General features: G+C 72.5%; 14 protein-coding genes and 1 pseudogene. 6 read left to right on the forward strand and 9 right to left on the reverse strand.

Translation table 11 applies throughout. From position 1 onward, the window contains the following. Nucleotides 1-32: 32 nt before the first annotated feature. Nucleotides 33-530 carry a metallophosphoesterase family protein gene (locus IG08_RS0122365; RefSeq protein ID WP_030605313.1) on the reverse strand — a complete coding sequence of 166 codons (498 nt, stop codon included), beginning with the start codon at nt 528-530 and terminating at the stop codon, nt 33-35. Between the two features lie 18 nt (nt 531-548). Beyond that, nucleotides 549-1364 (reverse strand): SAM-dependent methyltransferase, encoded by an 816-nt coding sequence (locus tag IG08_RS0122370; protein ID WP_030605316.1) that lies wholly within the window; start codon nt 1362-1364, stop codon nt 549-551. Between the two features lie 165 nt (nt 1365-1529). On the opposite strand from IG08_RS0122370, the gene IG08_RS0122375 reads away from it, so the two are divergent. The 3 genes from IG08_RS0122375 (at nt 1530) to IG08_RS0122385 (ending at nt 4708) form a co-directional block, all read left to right on the forward strand. After that, a complete protein-coding gene (locus IG08_RS0122375; protein WP_030605318.1) occupies nt 1530-1991 on the forward strand; it encodes a MarR family winged helix-turn-helix transcriptional regulator in 462 nt (153 codons plus the stop codon). 61 nt (nt 1992-2052) lie between these two features. Next, nucleotides 2053-2637 (forward strand): hydrolase, encoded by a 585-nt coding sequence (locus tag IG08_RS0122380; protein WP_030605320.1) that lies wholly within the window; start codon nt 2053-2055, stop codon nt 2635-2637. A 124-nt stretch (nt 2638-2761) separates the two neighbouring features. Then, on the forward strand, nt 2762-4708 hold the full coding sequence (locus IG08_RS0122385) for a glycosyltransferase family 2 protein (protein WP_030605324.1): 1947 nt from the start codon (nt 2762-2764) through the stop codon (nt 4706-4708). A gap of 115 nt (nt 4709-4823) precedes the next feature. Here IG08_RS0122385 and IG08_RS0122390 read toward each other — a convergent pair whose 3' ends face one another. The 6 genes from IG08_RS0122390 to IG08_RS0122415 form a co-directional block, all read right to left on the reverse strand. Continuing rightward, a complete protein-coding gene (locus IG08_RS0122390; RefSeq protein ID WP_030605326.1) occupies nt 4824-5630 on the reverse strand; it encodes a class I SAM-dependent methyltransferase in 807 nt (268 codons plus the stop codon). Further along, nucleotides 5627-5977, reverse strand: a complete 351-nt coding sequence (locus IG08_RS0122395) for a sugar nucleotide-binding protein (protein WP_030605330.1) — start codon at nt 5975-5977, stop codon at nt 5627-5629. The genes IG08_RS0122390 and IG08_RS0122395 overlap by 4 nt, the downstream gene beginning before the upstream one ends. Beyond that, the gene (gene rfbB / locus IG08_RS0122400) at nt 5974-6951 is read right to left on the reverse strand and encodes a dTDP-glucose 4,6-dehydratase (protein WP_030605331.1); all 978 of its coding nucleotides are present in this window, start codon (nt 6949-6951) and stop codon (nt 5974-5976) included. The genes IG08_RS0122395 and rfbB overlap by 4 nt, the downstream gene beginning before the upstream one ends. Beyond that, nucleotides 6948-8015, reverse strand: a complete 1068-nt coding sequence (locus tag IG08_RS0122405) for a glucose-1-phosphate thymidylyltransferase (RefSeq protein ID WP_030605333.1) — start codon at nt 8013-8015, stop codon at nt 6948-6950. The genes rfbB and IG08_RS0122405 overlap by 4 nt, the downstream gene beginning before the upstream one ends. Before the next feature lie 76 nt (nt 8016-8091). Next, nucleotides 8092-8268 carry a hypothetical protein gene (locus IG08_RS60705; RefSeq protein ID WP_199820887.1) on the reverse strand — a complete coding sequence of 59 codons (177 nt, stop codon included), beginning with the start codon at nt 8266-8268 and terminating at the stop codon, nt 8092-8094. 196 nt (nt 8269-8464) lie between these two features. Beyond that, entirely contained in the window at nt 8465-10912 is a 2448-nt protein-coding gene (locus IG08_RS0122415; protein WP_030605336.1) for a SpoIIE family protein phosphatase, read from the reverse strand. A gap of 195 nt (nt 10913-11107) precedes the next feature. Between IG08_RS0122415 and lanKC the strand changes: the two genes are divergently transcribed. From lanKC to IG08_RS0122430, 3 genes are all read left to right on the forward strand, one after another. Further along, nucleotides 11108-13714 (forward strand): class III lanthionine synthetase LanKC, encoded by a 2607-nt coding sequence (gene lanKC / locus IG08_RS0122420; RefSeq protein WP_030605339.1) that lies wholly within the window; start codon nt 11108-11110, stop codon nt 13712-13714. A 68-nt stretch (nt 13715-13782) separates the two neighbouring features. Beyond that, on the forward strand, nt 13783-13899 hold the full coding sequence (locus IG08_RS0122425) for a SapB/AmfS family lanthipeptide (RefSeq protein ID WP_030605341.1): 117 nt from the start codon (nt 13783-13785) through the stop codon (nt 13897-13899). Nucleotides 13900-13990: 91 nt separating this feature from the next. Continuing rightward, complete coding sequence (locus tag IG08_RS0122430; RefSeq protein WP_030605344.1) at nt 13991-15685, forward strand: ABC transporter transmembrane domain-containing protein; 1695 nt, start codon at nt 13991-13993, stop codon at nt 15683-15685. Between the two features lie 1301 nt (nt 15686-16986). Here IG08_RS0122430 and IG08_RS63045 read toward each other — a convergent pair. Further along, a pseudogene (locus tag IG08_RS63045) lies at nt 16987-17062 on the reverse strand (GntR family transcriptional regulator); the annotation flags it as partial.

Raw genomic sequence — 17062 nt, forward strand, 5'->3', positions numbered from 1 at the left:
GAGCGGCCCGGATCTCTGGGTTTCCCCCCTTGTCACCTGACCAGTTGATGCAGTTCCACGTCCGTGAGGAAGCCGTCGGTCACCACGGCGGTCATGTACGTGCAGCGGGGCTGCCGGCGCCGGTCGGTCGGGGAGCCGGGGTTGAGGAGTCGTAGACCGGTGGGGGCTGTGGTGTCCCAGGGGATGTGGCTGTGGCCGAAGACCAGCACGTCGGTGTCGGGGTAGCGGGCGGCGCAGCGGGTCTCGCGGCCCTGGGCGGGGCCCGTCTCGTGGACGACGGCGAAGCGCAGACCGCCGAGGTCGGCGTGGGCCACCTCGGGGAGTCGGGCACGCAGGTCGGGGCCGTCGTTGTTGCCGTACACACCGATGAGCCGGTGGCTGCGCTCCTCCAGCAGGTCCAGGGTGGCCGCGTCGACCCAGTCGCCGGCGTGGAACACGACGTCGGCGCGCGGGAGTTCGGCGAGCAGCTGAGCCGGGAGTTCCTTGGCGCGCTTGGGGAGGTGGGTGTCGGACATGATCAGGAGGCGCACACGGCCAGCCTAGGCCCGTCAGGGCTTGCGGCCGACTCCGCACCACATGGGCAGGGCGCCGGGGGCCGCGGCGTCCGCGGGGTCGGGATGCCACTCGGGCAGTTCGACGACCCCCGGGTCGAGGAGGTCCGTACCGTCGAAGAACCGGGTGATCTCGTCATGGGTACGGGGTGTCGCGCCGGCGTGGTCGGCGGCGCGTTCGTTGTACACGCGCATGGACGCGGCGACCTGCTCGGCCCCGATGTCGGCGGCCGGGTGGGAGAGGACGAGGTGGCTGCCGGGGGCGAGGCGTTCGATGAGGCGTCGCGCGATGTCGTGGGGGTCGTCGGCGTCCGGGACGTACTGGAGGATCGCCACCAGCATGAGGCCCACGGGCTGTGACAGGTCCAGCGTCTCCTGCGCGGCCGTGAGGATGCGGTCCACGTCCCGCAGGTCGGCCTCCAGGTAGTCCGTGGCCCCTTCCCGCGTGCTGACGAGCAGCGCGCGGGCGTGGGCGAGGACGATCGGGTCGTTGTCGACGTAGACCACCCGGGCGCCGGGGTCGACGCGCTGGGCGACCTCGTGGGTGTTGTCGGCCGTCGGGATCCCGGTGCCGATGTCGAGGAACTGCCGGATGCCGGCCTTCCCGGCCAGCTCGCGCACGGCACGTCCGAGGAAGGCCCGGTTGGCCCGGACGGCGGGGACGATCTGCGGATTGGCCGCGGCAGCGAGCTCGGCCGCCTCCTGGTCCGCCGGGTAGTTGTCCCGGCCGCCCAGCCAGGCGTTGTAGACCCGCGCGGGATGCGCCACGGAGGAGTTGAACGACGCGATTCCACCCGTCGGGCGCTCGTGCATGTGGATCTGCTCCCCTCGCCACCGTGCCTCGGTCGCCGCCCACGGTAGCCCAACTCGCCTGAGGGAAAGCCTGGTTGTCGATCGGTTGGACAAGTCCTCAGGTCTTCAGGTGAAACTGTTCAGTCTGAACTGGACAGTTTCGGCTGACGGCCTTACGGTGACGATATGGATGCATGGGCCACCGACCCTCCCGAGGGCATCACCGACTCCGCCGCCCGCGCCGCGCGCGACCTGCGGGTCGTGTTCAGCCGGCTGCGCCGCCGGATCAGGGAGGTCGCGGAGGACGAGGAGCTCACACCGCCCCAGGTCTCCGCACTCACCCTGGTCGCCAAGCACGAGGCCGCCACGGCCAGCGCGCTGGCCACGGCCGAGGGCGTACGGCCGCAGTCGATGGCCACCACGCTCGCCGCCCTGGACCGGCACGGGCTGATCCGGCGCAGTCCCGACCCGGACGACGGCCGCAGCCGGCTCGTCACGCTCACCGACGCCGGCCGCAGTCGCGTCGAGGGCGACCGGCAGGCGCGCGAGGAGTGGCTGGCCCGTGCCCTGCAGGACCGGTACACCGAGGACGAGCGACGCAAGGTGCTCGACGGTCTGGCCCTGCTGGAACGGCTCACGCAGCCGTGACGCCGAAGCCCACCCCGCCCCCTCACGGCCCGCTCTCGCACCTCCCTGAAAGGCCTGCCCCATGGCACTCACGGCTTTCGACCCCCGCACCGCCCTCGTCGTGATCGACCTCCAGGCGGGCATCGTCGCGGCGCCCGTCACCCCGTACCCCGCGTCCGAGGTGGTCGCTCGTTCGGTTGATCTCGCCGAGGCCTTCCGCGCCCGGGATCTGCCCGTGGTGCTGGTCCGGGTGGCCTTCGCCGCCGACGGGGCGGACGCCGTCCCCGGCCGCACCGAGGCCCCGCGCGCCGGCGGCACGCGGCCGGAGGGCTGGGACGTCGTCGTCGACGAACTGGCCGGCCACCCGGGTGACATCACCGTCACCAAGCACAACTGGGGCGCCTTCCACGGCACCGACCTCGACGTCCAGCTGCGACGCCGCGGTGTCACCCAGATCGTGCTGACGGGCATCGCCACCAGCATCGGCGTCGAGTCGACGGCCCGCGCCGCGCACGAGCACGGCTACCACGTCACCCTCGCCACCGACGCGATGAGCGACATGGACGCCGAGGCCCACCGGGGCAGCGTCGAGCGGATCTTCCCGCGCCTCGGCGAGACGGGCACGACGACCGAGGTGTTGGAGCTGCTCGCCAAGACACACAACTGAGCCGGAACTGAGATCTCCCCGACGGGAGGCCGAGTGATGCACGACACTTCCGCCGGGTTAGCATCGGGCGAAACGCACGAGCCGCACCGTCCACGGCAAGCGAAACGAGGGGGCTCGGAGCCCGATGCACGTCAAGGTCAGTGTCATCGTCCCGGTCTACAACCCGGGGATCTACATCGAGGACTGCATCGCCTCGCTGTTGACGCAGTCGCTGCCTCCGGACGAGTACGAGGTCATCTTCGTCGACGACGGCTCCACCGACGAGACGCCCGCCCGCCTGGACGCACTCGCCGCAGAGAACTCCCGGGTTACCGTCATCCACCAGGAGCCGTCCGGCTGGTCGGGCAAACCCCGCAACGTCGGCATCGCCGCCTCCCAGGGCGAGTACGTCATGTTCGTCGACAACGACGACTACCTCGGCGACGAAGCGCTCGAGCGCATGTACGACTACGCCGTGGCCAACGGCACCGACGTCGTCGTAGGCAAGATGGCCGGCAAGGGCCGCCCTGTGCCCGTGGAGCTGTTCCGGCGCAACCACCCGCACGCGACCGTCGAGAACGCCCCGCTCATCGACAGCCTCACCCCGCACAAGATGTTCCGACGGGAGTTCCTCGACAAGATCGGCCTGCGCTTTCCCGAGGGCCGGCGCCGTCTGGAGGACCACGTCTTCGTCACCGAGGCGTATCTGCGCGCGGACGGCATCTCGGTGCTCAGCGACTACGTGTGCTACTACCACGTCAAGCGGGACGACGCCGCCAACGCCGGCTTCCAGCGCTTCGACCCGATCGGCTACTTCAAGAACCTGCGCGAGGCCCTCGACATCGTCGAGCAGTACACCGAGCCGGGGCCGGTGCGGGACCGGCTCTATCGCCGCTGGCTGCGCAACGAGATGGTCGAGCGGATGCGCGGGCGGCGCCTGCTCGCCCTCCCCGACGACGGCTATCGCAAGCAGCTGTACGAGGAGATCCGCCAGGTCGTCGTCGAGCGCTTCGGGCCCGGCGTCTCGGCCGGACTCGCGCCGACCCAACAGGTGATCGCCGCACTGATCGCCGCCGACCGGTTCGAGGACCTCGTGGCCTTCGCCGAGTGGGAGGTCGCCGTGGCTCCCAAGGCGACTCCCGAGGACATCCGGTGGGAGGACGGTTCGCTGCGGATCGGGCTGTCGGCCGAGTTCGCGTCCAAGCGCCAGCCGATGACGTTCCCCTCGGGCAGCGCGGGCGCCTCGCCGGCCGACCCGCCGTTGGACGCCGCCGCGGCGATCGCCTGGGTGGAGGCGGACACCGTGGCCAAGTTCGGCAAGGCCACCGTGGACCTGCTGCTGCGTGAACGGTCAAGCGCCGCTCAGTACTTCCAGCCGGTGGAGTTCACCCGCGAGCTCGTTCCGGCCGGGGACGACGGCCGCGTCCGTGTGGTGCTGCGCGGGACGGCCTCCGTCGACCCCGGCACGGCCCTGGACGGTGCCCCGATCCGTGGCGGCCTGTGGGACGTGTTCGTCCGCGTCAAGCTGGGCGGCTGGACCAAGGAGTGCCGACTGGGCCCGGTCCCCCGGGCCGGCCGGACGGCCGCGCCCGGCGGTGTCGTCGCCGAGCGGGTGACCCTGCCGTACTGGACGAGCCCGCAGGGCAACCTCGCCCTGGACGTCGACCGCGCGAGCAAGCGCCTGGACCTCGGCCGCCTCACTCCCGAGGACATCACCGTGTCCGACGGCCGGCTGCGCGCGCCGCTGCCGCTCCACGCACCCGGCGACACCGACGTCCTGCTGCGACTCACCGCGGACACGGCCTACCACGTACCTGCCACGCTCTCCCCCGCCGCCGACGGCGAGGGGTCGGTGCTGGAGGCCGTGCTGCCCGCCGAGGAGCTGCGGGGTGCCGTCCGGGTCGCGCTGGGCCCGGCCCCCGGCGCCGACGAGCCGCGTTTCCTGCCGCTGCCGTTCGTCCTGCGCGCCAGGGCCGGCCGCATCCAGGCGGCGCGGGCCCCACGGCCCTCTCTCGTGCAGCGGGCCGTGCGCAAGGCGCGGCGCGTGCTCGGCGAGCTCCTGGGAAGGGCCGCCGCCGGGGCCAAGGCGTGATGTAGCACCGCTCGACGACAACGCCCGGGCCGGACCGTTCCGCCTCACACACCGAGACGGGGCGGTCCGAGCTGCTTCCCAGCCCGGACCGCCCCCTATGACCTGCTGCGCTGCCTCAGCCGCTGACGCTGCTCAGCGGCTGCAGGCTCTTACGCAGGGGCTCCCAGCCACGGGACCGCTTCGTCCCGCGGTTGCGGGCACGCACCAGCGGCGTCCAGAAGCTCGCGTCGATCAGCGCCTCCGGCTTCACCGCCGTCGTCCGCTCCAGAACCGTCTCGGGCACCTTCTGGGGGTCGGGGACCTCGAACTCCGCGATGATCTCGTCGTACTTGTCCTTGAGCACCGTGTTCGACGGGTCCGCACCGAAGATCACCAGCTGGCCGGTGGGCTCGGTGTCGACCAGGACCGTCACCAGGTCGGGCCGGTAGCGGTTCAGGATCTCGATGACCTTGTAGACGTCCCCGGTCCAGGCGTTGGTGTGCCGGTCGCGGGCCGCCTCGTCGACGTTGCGCGGCAGCATGTCGTCGAAGACGATCACGCTGGCCCAGTCCGAGTGCTGCTCGATGTTGATGAAGTCGCGCAGCGCGTACTCGAACAGGTGCATGCCGTCGATGAACGCCAGGTCTAGGGTGGTGCGGCGCCAGTGGCCGAGGGGGCTGCGGCCCCGGCGCAGGTTGCGCAGCGGGTGACGCCCGCCCTTGAGGTGGGCCAGCGGGTTGTTCCGTGCGAAGAAGTCGTCGCTGGTGGCCTTGGCCAGGTGGACGTCGCAGCGGATCTCCGTGACCACCTTGAAGGCGGGGTCGATCGCGATGCTGGGTACCCGGGAGAGCGTCAGGCTGCGGCCGTCGTTGACTCCGATCTCCAGGTAGTTCCGGTTCGCGCTGGACTTGTGGAGCCCCCGCAGGAACTCGTGACGTTTCACTGGGAAATCTCCTTGCGGATGAGTGACAGTGCTTCGTGCTGGGCGGGCCGCCGGTCCCGGAGCGGGGACAGGCCGTCCTGTGACCACCGGTCGTGCCCGAGGGCGCTGTAGGCGGAGCGTGGGGCGGGCCGGAGGAAGGCCGCGCTGCTGGTGGGGCGGAACATACCCTGTGAGGCCTCGCCGCGGCAGGGCTTCGCACAGAGGTTCGTGATCCGCTCGGCGACGTCGGCGCTCCAGGTCGGCCGTCCGCGCCGGTCGTCGACGGCGTCGAGGGTGTGCCGGCGGGCCGCCGGTTCGGGCATCGTACGGACGACACGGGTGACGTCCAGGGCGGCCGGCCGCCTCATGACAGGCCCCGCGCGCGTCGCTTGAGCGGTTCCCACCAGGCGCGGTTGTCCCGGTACCAGTCGACGGTGTCGGCGAGGCCGGCCACGAAGCCGTGCTGCGGCTGGTAGCCGAGCTCGGCGTGGGCCTTGCTCCAGTCGACGGAGTAGCGCAGGTCGTGGCCCTTGCGGTCCTCCACGAACTCCACCCGCTCCCAGTCCGCCCCGCAGGCCTTGAGCAGCAGGTCGGTGAGTTCCCTGTTGCTGAGTTCGGCGCCGCCGCCGATGTTGTACACCTCGCCGGGGCGGCCCTTGGTGCGCACGAGGTCGACTCCGCGGCAGTGGTCGTCGACGTGCAGCCAGTCGCGGACGTTGAGCCCCTCCCCGTAGAGGGGGACCTTCTTCCCGTCGAGGAGGTTGGTGACGAACAGCGGGATGACCTTCTCGGGGAACTGGTGCGGGCCGTAGTTGTTGGAGCAGCGGGTGACACGGACGTCCAGGCCGTGGGTGCGGTGGTAGGCCAGGGCGAGCAGGTCGGAGGAGGCCTTGGAGGCGGAGTAGGGCGAGTTGGGCTGCAGCGGATGGTCCTCCGGCCAGGAGCCGGAGTCGATGGAGCCGTAGACCTCGTCGGTGGAGACGTGCACGAACCGGTCGACGCGGCCCGTCACGGCCGCGTCCAACAGGGTCTGGGTGCCCAGGACGTTGGTGCGGACGAAGTCGGCCGCGCCGGTGATCGAGCGGTCCACGTGGGACTCCGCCGCGAAGTGCACGACCTGGTCCGCGTCGGCCGTCAGCCTGCCGACGAGTTCGGCGTCGCAGATATCGCCCTGCACGAACTCCAGCCGGGGGTGGTCGAGTTCGAGGTTGTCGAGCGTGCCGGCGTAGGTGAGCTTGTCCAGCACCGTGACCCGGGGCGCGTCGGGCCCGTCCGCGGCGAGCAGCTTGCGCACGTAGGCCGAGCCGATGAACCCGGCGGCGCCGGTGACGAGAAGGTTCATGAGTGGATCTGCACCTTGCTGTGGTCACCGAGGACGAGGCGGTGCGCGCTGGGCACGCTCGGCGCCGGGGTCACCTCTACGTGGCGGCCGATCAGCGAGGACTCGATCCTGGCCACCCCGAGGATCGACGAGTCCCGCAGCACGATGGAGAACTCCAGCTCGCTGTCGACGACTTGGCAGTTCTCCGCGATGGAGGTGAAGGGGCCGACGTAGGAGTCGCGCACCTCGGTTCCGGCGCCGATGATCACGGGGCCGACGACGCGGGAGTTCACGATGCGCGCGCCCTCCTCCAGCACCACCCGGCCCACGGTCTCGGACGCTTCGTCCACCTCGCCGTCGAGTCGGCGGTCGAGGCCTTCCAGGACCGTGCGGTTCACTTCCAGCATGTCGGTGACGTTCCCGGTGTCCTTCCAGTAGCCCCTGATGACCGTGGAGCGTACATCGGCACGGACGTCGATCAGGTGCTGGATGGCGTGGGTGATCTCCAACTCGCCGCGCCAGGAGGGCTTGATGGCCCGCACGGCCTCGTGGATCGCCGGGGTGAAGAGGTACACGCCGACCAGGGCCAGATCGCTCTTGGGGTTCTCCGGCTTCTCCTCCAGGCCGATCACCTGCCCGTCCGGGTCGAGTTCGGCGACACCGAAGGACCGCGGGTCGGGCACGTGGGTGAGGAGGATCTGGGCGGCGGGCCGGTTGTCGCGGAAGCCTTCGACGAGGTCGGTGATACCGCCGACGATGAAGTTGTCGCCCAGGTACATCACGAAGTCGTCGTCACCGAGCCAGTCGCGGGCGATCAGCACCGCGTGCGCCAGTCCGAGCGGGCGCTCCTGGGGGATGTACGTGATCTCCAGGCCGAACTTCGAGCCGTCGCCCACGGCTTCCTGGATCTCTTCCGCGGTGTCGCCGACGATCACTCCGACCTGGGTGATGCCGGCCGCGGCGATCGCTTCCAGGCCGTAGAAGAGCACGGCCTTGTTGGCCACGGGCACCAGTTGTTTGGCCGAGGTGTGCGTGATGGGACGCAGCCGTGTCCCGGCACCGCCGGACAGCACGAGAGCCTTCATCTGCGTCACCCTAGCCCGGATACGGAGGAACCGGCCATGGCGAGGGGGTGGCTTGACGGTTACGGCCGGTGGGACGTCAGTCCTCGCCCCTGACGATGTTCCACTCTCCCGTGTGAGCCGCGGCGGACGCGCCCCGGTCCTCGACGGCCGGCAGGCAGGTCCGCGGGGCTCCCTCGCCGCGGCCGCGGCGGGTCCTGGACCAGCCGGTCCCGGTCCGGCGGGCGACTGGTTTCTCTCCGGTCTGCGTGGTCACGACGGTTCGACTTCCTTCCGCGTCCGAGCTCTCGACGCCGGGTCCCCGGCAGGGGCACGGCCAAACCACGGCGAGCGGCGTCAGGGCATCGCGTCCGCACACTCATTCGTGCGGGATCTGTGGCACCGGATCTTGACGGCGGCCGAACTCGCGTGCCCGGGGCTGCAGTTCGCGAACGGATCTTCTGGTCGCCCGATCACGTGTCCAGCGCGATCTCGCTCCACACCTGCTTGCCGCCGCTGACCGGCACGCTCCCCCACGCCGCCGACACCGCCTCGACGAGGAGGATGCCGCGGCCGCCGGTGGCCTCCCAGCCGATGCTGGTCGGCTTGGCGGGGGTGCGGGGCGAGGCGTCGGCGACGGCGAACCGCAGCCGGTGGTTGACGAGGGTGAGGTCGAGGCGGACCCTGCCGTCGGTGTGCACGAGGGCGTTGGTGACGAGTTCGGAGACCACGAGCAGGGCGGTGTCCAGGGCGTCGGCCGGGACCTCCCAGGTGCGCAGGGTGCGCCGGGTGAAGCGGCGGGCGTGCCCGACGGCCTGGGGGACGCGCCACACCGTCCAGCTCTCCCTGAGGGGGCGGGAGGCCATGCCGTCGTAGCGCAGGAGGAGCAGGGCGACGTCGTCGCCGCGACGGGCGTTGCCGAGGAGGGCGTCGGCGACGAGTCCGAGGTGGGCGGGGTCGGAGACGGCGAGCTCGTGGGCGAAACGGTCCATGCCCTCGTCGATGTCGGCCTCGGCGGACTCCACGAGGCCGTCGGTGGTCAGGGCGATGAGTGTGCCGGGACGGAGCCCGAGCGGGAACATCGGGAAGTCGGCCTGGGCCATCACACCGAGTGGCGGACCACCGTCCGCCTCCACGATCTCCGTGCTGCCGTCCGGGTGGCGCAGCACGGGCGGGAGGTGCCCGGCGCGGACGCACCAGGCGGTGCCCTCCTCCATGTCGAGGTCGACGTAGGCGCAGGTGGCGAAGAGGTCGGTCTCCATGTCCATGAGGAGGCGGTTGGCATGGGAGACGACCACGTCCGGGGGGTGGCCCTCGACCGCGTAGGCGCGCAGGGCCGTGCGCATCTGGCCCATGAGGGTGGCGGCGCCGGCACTGTGGCCCTGGACGTCGCCGATGATCAGGGCGACGTGGTTGTCGGGCAGCGGGATCACGTCGTACCAGTCCCCGCCGAGTTCCAGCCCGGCCGTGCTCGGCAGGTAGCGGGCGACGGCGACCGCGCCGGGCAGTTTGGGCAGGCGGCGCGGGAGCAGCTGGCGCTGGAGCATGCCGACGAGTTCGTGCTCGGCGTCGAAGGCGTGGGCGCGCATCAGGGCCTGTCCGGCGAGGCCGGCGGAGGCGGTGAGCAGGGCGCGTTCGTCGGGGCCGAAGTCGTGCGGGGTGTCCCAGCCGATGAGGCAGGCGCCGGCCATACGGCCCGCGGCGGACAGCGGGAGAACGGCGAGGCCGCCGGGGCCGACCTCGGCGAGCGCGGGTTCGAGGGCGGTGCCGGCGGGCCAGATCTGGGCGCGTCCCTCGCGCAGGGCGGCGGCGAGGGTGGGCATGGCCCGCACGGGTGCGTCGGGCCACTCGCTGCGCCACTCCAGGCGCCACAGCTCGGGCCAGGACTCCGGTTCGGGCGGGTCGAGGACGGTGACGACGAGCCGGTCGCCCTCCAGCTCGGCGAGCGCGATCCGGTCGGCCCCGAGCGGGGTGCGCAGGGCGGAGACGACGGCCTGGCTGACGTCGCGGACGGTGCCGGCGGAGGCGAGGGCGGTGGCCAGGCGCTGGATGCGGGCCACGTCGGTGACGTCGGAGCGCAGCGTGGAGGCGTCGGCGACCGTGCCCACGAGCCGCGTCGGGTATCCCTCGCCGCCGGGCAGCAGGCGTCCGCGCAGCCTGAGCCACTTGGGCGGGCCCGTGGGCTGCAGGACCCGGAACTCCAGCTCGCGGTCACCGATGGACATGTGGTCGGCCTCGACCACGCTCATCAGCGAGGGCAGGTCCTCGGGCACGGTCAGGCCCAGCAGGGTCTCGACCTTGCCGTCGAACTCGGCCCGGCTCAGACCGAACAGCTCCAGGATGCCGTCGCCGACCTCGACCCGGCCGGTGTCCATGGCGAGGGTGAAGGCGTTGGAGCGCAGTTCCTCGCCCTCCGCCGCCACACTGGGAGCGGGGCAGACGACCGCGTCGGCGATCAGTTCGAGGCACTTGCGGTCCTCGTCGTCGAAGCCGCCCGTGTCCTCGCTCACCGCGAGGAGGCAGGCCCGGCCGTCGTCCCCGTGCGCGGGCAGCACGGCCAGATGGCAGTCTCGCGCGGGCGCCCGCCGGGCGTCGGCGCAGGCGGCGAGTTCCTCCGGGCCGATCCACACCGGCCGCCCGGTGCGCTGCGCCTCGGCGAGCGGGGAGCCGCCGGAGAGGGCGTAGCTGTCGCGCAGTCCGTACACCGTCCTGGGTACGCCGGCGGACTCGACGAGGCACAGCAGGTCCCCGTCCTTGCCCGGCTCGTACACGGCGGCGAGCGTCGCCCCGGCGAAGACGAGCGCCTGTTCGAGTACGCGGCGCAGCCGTTCGGGCGAGTCGGGACCGTCCGTGAGCGAATTGAGGGCAACTTCGGCGCGCAGCGTTCTCGTTCTGCGTCCCGCAGCGCCCTCACTGACCACGTCCGCCATTACAGCGCTTATGAGGCACCTGCGCAGCCCCTGTGACCGTTCCATGGAGTGTTTGCGGAGGTCAGGCTCGAAAGTCGCCGAACAGATCTTTACGCATGCGTACCGCACGGTGATCTCGTGACAGGCGTGACTGTCCGTGCCCGTCGCCCCACTGGAAGCTCGATGCCGGGCCACAGAGGGGGACTGATGGACAAGCGGTACGAGGTGTACGCGCTCGCCGACAGACATTTCTACGAGACGCCGGACCGGCTGTCCGCGGAAGGCCAGGAGGCGGCGCCGCTGTACGAGACGGCGCGGCGCGAGGTGCCCGAGGGCTGGGACTCGGCCCGGATCGGCGACTGGCTGACACTGACACCGCTCGACGAGGACGGTGCCCCGCTGTCCGGACCCGCCCAGGGCTGGAAGATCCACGCCTCGGCCATCCGCGCGAACGCGGAGAAGATCGCCGCGATCGTGTGGGAGTACTGCGTGCCCCGCCGTATCCCGTTCAAGTTCGTGCCGGGCCCGCACCTGCTGCACCTGCGCAACACCAAGTACGCGGCCCGCGACTCCAGCGGCAAGTTCGTCACGATCTACCCGGCCGACGAGGAGCAGCTGCACGTCGTGCTGCGCGAGCTGGGCAAACTCCTGGAGGGCTTCGAGGGTCCGTACATCCTCACCGATCTCCGCTGGTACGACGGTCCGCTGTACGTCCGCCACGGCGCTTTCGCGCGCACCTTCGTCGTCGACGAGCGCGGCTCGCTGGTGCTGGCGGTGCGGGACGGCGAGGGGCGGCTGGTGCCGGACCGGCGGGCGCCCTCCTTCCAGGTGCCCGAGTGGGTGACGCTGCCGGCGTTCCTCGAGCCGCATCTGGCGGCGCGGAACACCACGACGGTGGGCGAGCTGCCGTACCGGATCGAGAAGGCACTGCACTTCTCCAACGGCGGCGGGGTGTACTCGGGCACCGACGTCCGGGACGGCAGCAAGGTCGTCCTCAAGGAGGGGCGGCCGCACGCGGGGCTGGCCGCCGACGGGGCGGACGCGATCGCGCGCCTTGAGCGGGAGAAGTACGCCCTGGAGCAGGCGTCGGGCACGGGTGTGGTGCCGGAGGTGCGGGACTGGTTCACGCTCGGGGACCACCGTTTCCTGGTCATGGACTTCCTGGAGGGACGCCCGCTCAACTCGTTCTTCGCCGAACGGCACCCGCTGATGGGCCCGAGCCCCGATCCGGCGGCGGTGTCCGCCTACTCGGCGTGGGCGGTGCGCATCCACCGGGCGGTTCAGCGGGCGGTGGAGGCGATGCACGCGCGCGGGATCGTCTTCAACGACCTGCATGTCTTCAACATCATGGTCGGCCCCGACGAGGAGTCGGTGTCGCTGCTCGACTTCGAGGCCGCGGCCCCCGTGTCCGAGCAGGGCCGCCAGGTCGTCGCCCACCCCGGGTTCGTCGCCCCGCCGGACCGCACGGGCATCGACATCGACCGGTACGCGCTGGCCTGTCTCAGGCTCGCCCTGTTCCTGCCCCTCACCACACTGTTCGCGGTGGATCGCGGCAAGGCGGCCCACCTGGCGGACGTCATCGCCCGTCAGTTCCCGGACGTACCGCGGGAGTTCCTGGACGAGGCGGTCGCGGAGATCACCCGGGACGTGGCCGCGCGGCCGTCGTCACCGCCGGTCTCCTTCGTGGAGCCCGGGGACTGGCCCTACAGCCGCGACTCCATGGTCAAGGCGTTGCTCGCCTCGGCCACCCCTGAGCGCGACGACCGGCTCTTCCCCGGCGACGTCGCCCAGTTCTCCGACGGCGGTGGTCTCGGCCTCGCGCACGGTGCGGCCGGTGTGCTGTACGCGCTGGACGCGGTCGGCGCCGAACGGTACGAGGAGGGCGAGCGCTGGCTCCTCGACCACACCGCACCACCACCGATCGGCACCCCGCTCGGCCTCTACGACGGTCTCGCGGGCGTCGCGCACGTCCTGGACCGGCTCGGCCACCGGCAGCGGGCCCTCGACCTGGTCGACACGATCCTCCGGGAGCGCTGGCAGAACCTGTCCTCGGACCTGCGCGGCGGACTGGCCGGGCTCGGCCTGGTCCTGGACGACCTGGCCGACAGGACCGGCGAGAAGGAACTCGCCGAGCTGGCCGCCGAGGCCGCGCAGCTCCTCGTACGACGACTTGCGGAGCCGCTTCCGGCCACGCCCCGGCGGCGGGCCGGACTGCTGCGGGGTGCCACCGGGCCCGCGCTGTTCCTGCTGCGGCAGTACGAACGGACCGGCGAGCCGGACCTGCTGGCGGCGGCCCGTGCGGCCCTGCGCCAGGACCTGGAGTGCTGTGTGACGCGCGAGGGCGGCTCGCTGGAGGTCGACGAGGGGTGGCGGTCGATGCCGTACCTCGGTGACGGCAGCGCGGGCGTCGGGATGGTCATCGACGACTACCTCGCCCACGCCGCCGACGACACCGGGGAGTTCGAGCGGGCCCGCGCCGGTGTACTGACCGCCGCCACCTCCCGCTTCTACGCGCAGCCGGGTCTCTTCCAGGGCCGCGCCGGGATGATCCTGCACCTCGCCCGCACCACCACGCCCGGCGCGGACGCCGCACGGCTCGACGAGCAGATCGCCGGCCTCGGCTGGTTCGCGATGTCCTACCAGGGCCAACTGGCCTTCCCGGGACACCAGATGATGCGGCTGTCGATGGATCTGGGCACCGGTACGGCAGGGTGCCTGCTCGCGCTCGGCGCGGCCCTCGGCGCCCGGGCCACCGCGCACCTGCCGTTCCTGCCGCCGCTCGGGCGGCCCACAGAACGCGGCTCCGCAATCTGACGGAGTCGTGACCCAACCCCGTCCCCACGGTGAACGACACAGTGGACGACACAACGGAAGGACACGAGATGGCACTTCTCGACCTGCAGACGATGGAGTCCGAAGAGCACACCGACGGCGGCGGCGGAAGCTCGGCCAGCCTGCTGCTCTGCTGGAGCACGGCCAGCGTCACGCTCTGTCTCTGACGAGCACCGCGCATCCACGGCCCCGGGCGGTCCGCTCCCGCGAGGGAGGGGCCGCCCGGGGTCCTGCGCACCGCCCCGGACGTGAGGCCGTATGACCACCCATACCGGCAAGGACCTGGCGGCGCCGGCCGCCCGGCACAGCGGCATCCACTGTGTGGCCCTGTGCCTGCTGAGCACCGCCGCGACCGGCGCCGGTCTGCTGCTGCCCGCCGCGCTGGGCCGGGCCCTGGACCTGCTGCTGGCGCATGCCCCCGCGACCCGCTGGGTGCTGTACTGCGCCGGGCTGGTCCTGCTGCTCGCGCTGCTCGACGCGGGCCAGACCGTACTGGGCGGCACGGTCGACGCCCGGACCACGGCGTGGCTGCGCCGGCGGCTGACCGGGCACGTCCTGGACGTGGGCCCGCGGGCCGCCGCCCGCTTCGGGCCCGGCGACCTCGTCGCCCGCCTCGTCGGCAACGCCTCGCAGGCCGGTACGGCACCGGCCGCCCGCGCCGCGCTGGTCGCCGCGCTCGCCGGGCCGGTCGGCGCCATGGTGGCGCTCGCTCTCATCGACCCATGGCTCGCGGCGGTGTTCCTGGCCGGAACACCGGTGCTCACACTGCTGCTGCGCGCCTTCGCGCGCGACACCACGGAGTGCGTGACGCGCTACCAGAAGGTGCAGGGGCGGATCGCGGCGGCGCTCTCGGAGGCCATCGGCGGGCATCGCACCATCGAGGCGGCGGGTACGACGGACCGTGAGACGGCGCGGATCCTGCGGCCACTGCCCGAACTGTCCCGGGCGGGGTATCGCATGTGGCAGGTGCAGGGGCGGGCCGCCGGCCAGTCGGTCGCCGTGGCCCCGCTGCTCCAGCTCGGCGTCGTCGCGGTCGCCGGGGTGCTGCTCACCCAACACCGGTTGACCGTGGGCGAGTTGCTCGCGGCCTCGCGTTACGCGGTCCTCGCCGCCGGGGTCGGTGTGCTGGTGGGCCAGCTCGCGGGACTGGCCCGCGCCCGGGCGGCGGTGGGACGGCTCGGCGAGGTCCTGGCGGAGCCCGCCCCCGTCTACGGGACACGCCACCTGCCGCCCGGGCCGGGCACGTTGGAGTTGCGCGGCGTGACCGCCCGGCGCGGCGGGCGTGCCGTACTCGACGAGGTCGACCTCGTCGTGCCCGGCGGGACCACACTCGCCGTGGTCGGCCGGTCCGGCGCGGGCAAGTCGCTGCTCGCGGCGCTCGCCGGACGGCTCGCCGATCCGGATTCCGGGGAGGTCCTGCTGGACGGGGTACCGCTGCACGAACTCAGTCACGACGACCTCCGTCGGGCGATAGGCCACGCCTTCGAACGCCCCGCCCTGCTGGGCGGGACCATCGAGGAGGAGATCGGCCTCGGCCTGGCGTGCCCCTCCTCCGACCGGGTCCGGGCGGCGGCCGTGACGGCCCGCGCGGACGACTTCGTGCGCCGCCTGCCCGCCGGTTACGCCACCTCCGTCGCCGACGCCCCGCGCTCCGGCGGCGAGTCCCAACGCCTCGGCCTCGCCCGGGCTTTCGCCCACGGCGGCCGCCTCCTCATCCTCGACGACGCCCTCTCCAGCCTCGACACGGTGACGGAGGCGCAGATCACCGAAGCGCTGGTGAAAGGCGGTTCGGGCAGCACCCGGCTCCTCGTCGCCCACCGCGCGGCCTCGGCGGCCCGGGCGGACGCGGTGGCCTGGCTGGACGACGGGCGGGTCCGGGCGGTGGGGCCGCACGAAGAGCTGTGGAAGGTCGCGGGGTACCGGGCGGTCTTCGCGGACGGAGGGCAGCCGTGACCGACGCGGACGGACGGGGAGCGCCGATGACCGCCGCGGGCGGAGGGCGGCCTGGACGAGGCGGATGGGAAAAGGCCCTGACCCACAGCGTCCGCGGACGGCTCGACCGACACGGCCCGGGTGCAGCCATGCCCCACGCGGGCCGAAGGCGGTTCACCCCCTGCGGACGGGAGCGGCCATGACCGACGGGCTCCACCGGCACGGTGTCCGTTTCCTGCGGGCCCGGTGGCGGGTCCTGGTGCGGCTCGGCGGCTGGTCCGTGCTCGAGACCGGGCAGACCTTCCTCACCGGGTACGCGCCCGCCCGCGCCCTGGACGAGGGGTTTCTGGCCGGACGGCCGGACGTCGGACTCGTCTGGCTCGGCGTGGCCGGACTCGGGGTCCTCGTCGGGGCGTTCGGCACGTCTCGGGTGTACTCCGCGGTCGCCGCGCTGGTCGAACCGCTCAGGGACCGGCTGGTCACGCGGGTCGTCACACGCGGGGTGCGGGAGGCGGACGCCGGGGCGCTGTCGGGGCTCACCCAGCAGGTCGAGATCGCGCGGGACACGTCCGCCGGACTGGTGATGGTGTCGCGTTCGTTCGTGTTCACCGCCGCCGGCGCACTCGTCGGCCTGTTCTCACTCGCCCCGCTGCTCCTGCTGGTCGTCGGGCCTCCGCTGCTCGCCGGGATGGCCCTGTTCGCGGCGACGCTGCGGCCGCTGGCCCGTCGGCAGGAGGCGTTCCTCGTCGCCGACGAGGCGTTGGCCGAGGATCTCGGCACCGTCTGTCCGGGGCTGCGGGACGTCACGGCGGCCGGTGCGGAGGAACGGGTCGCCGCCGGCACCGCGAGCCGCATCGACGCCGAGCTGCGGGCCGCGTGTTCCCTCGCCCGCTGGGGCGTCCTGCGCGTGGTCTCCCTCGCGATCGGCGGCCATCTGCCGATCGTGCTGCTGCTCGCCGCCGCACCCTGGCTCCTCGACCGCGGCGTCACCACGGGCGCGCTGGTCGGCGCGCTCGCCTACGTCACCCAGTCCCTGCTCCCCGCCCTGCGCAACCTGGTCCACGGCCTGGGCGCGAGCGGCTCACGCCTGATGGTGGTCCTCCGGCGGCTGATCCGCGACGACTCGTCCTCCACGCCCCTCCCCGACCCCGCCGACGGACGCTCCACGCCCCTGTTCCACCGGGCCGACGCACCACCCGTCCCCCTCCCCGACCCCGCCGACAAGCCGCCCGCAACCCGCTCCGGCTCCGGCTCCGCCCACGCATCCTCCACGCCCCGCTCCGACCCCGCCCACGCACCATCCGCACCCCTCTCCCCCTCGACCGGCACACCGACCGCACCCACTCCACCGGCTGTCCGTCCCGGTCCAGCGAGTGCCGGGACAGCATCAGCATCGGC

Origin of the sequence: Streptomyces fulvoviolaceus, assembly GCF_000718165.1 — a bacterium.
GTDB classification, from domain to species: Bacteria; Actinomycetota; Actinomycetes; order Streptomycetales; family Streptomycetaceae; genus Streptomyces; species Streptomyces fulvoviolaceus.

Excerpts from the sequence above, each read along its gene's own strand:
- IG08_RS0122395 (WP_030605330.1), bottom strand. The coding sequence starts at position 5,977 with ATGAGGCGGCCGGCCGCCCTGGACGTCACCCGTGTCGTCCGTACGATG.
- IG08_RS0122370 (WP_030605316.1), bottom strand. The coding sequence starts at position 1,364 with ATGCACGAGCGCCCGACGGGTGGAATCGCGTCGTTCAACTCCTCCGTG.
- lanKC (WP_030605339.1), top strand. The coding sequence starts at position 11,108 with ATGGACAAGCGGTACGAGGTGTACGCGCTCGCCGACAGACATTTCTAC.
- IG08_RS0122375 (WP_030605318.1), top strand. The coding sequence starts at position 1,530 with ATGGATGCATGGGCCACCGACCCTCCCGAGGGCATCACCGACTCCGCC.
- IG08_RS0122385 (WP_030605324.1), top strand. The coding sequence starts at position 2,762 with ATGCACGTCAAGGTCAGTGTCATCGTCCCGGTCTACAACCCGGGGATC.
- rfbB (WP_030605331.1), bottom strand. The coding sequence starts at position 6,951 with ATGAACCTTCTCGTCACCGGCGCCGCCGGGTTCATCGGCTCGGCCTAC.
- IG08_RS0122425 (WP_030605341.1), top strand. The coding sequence starts at position 13,783 with ATGGCACTTCTCGACCTGCAGACGATGGAGTCCGAAGAGCACACCGAC.
- IG08_RS0122405 (WP_030605333.1), bottom strand. The coding sequence starts at position 8,015 with ATGAAGGCTCTCGTGCTGTCCGGCGGTGCCGGGACACGGCTGCGTCCC.
- IG08_RS0122380 (WP_030605320.1), top strand. The coding sequence starts at position 2,053 with ATGGCACTCACGGCTTTCGACCCCCGCACCGCCCTCGTCGTGATCGAC.
- IG08_RS0122430 (WP_030605344.1), top strand. The coding sequence starts at position 13,991 with ATGACCACCCATACCGGCAAGGACCTGGCGGCGCCGGCCGCCCGGCAC.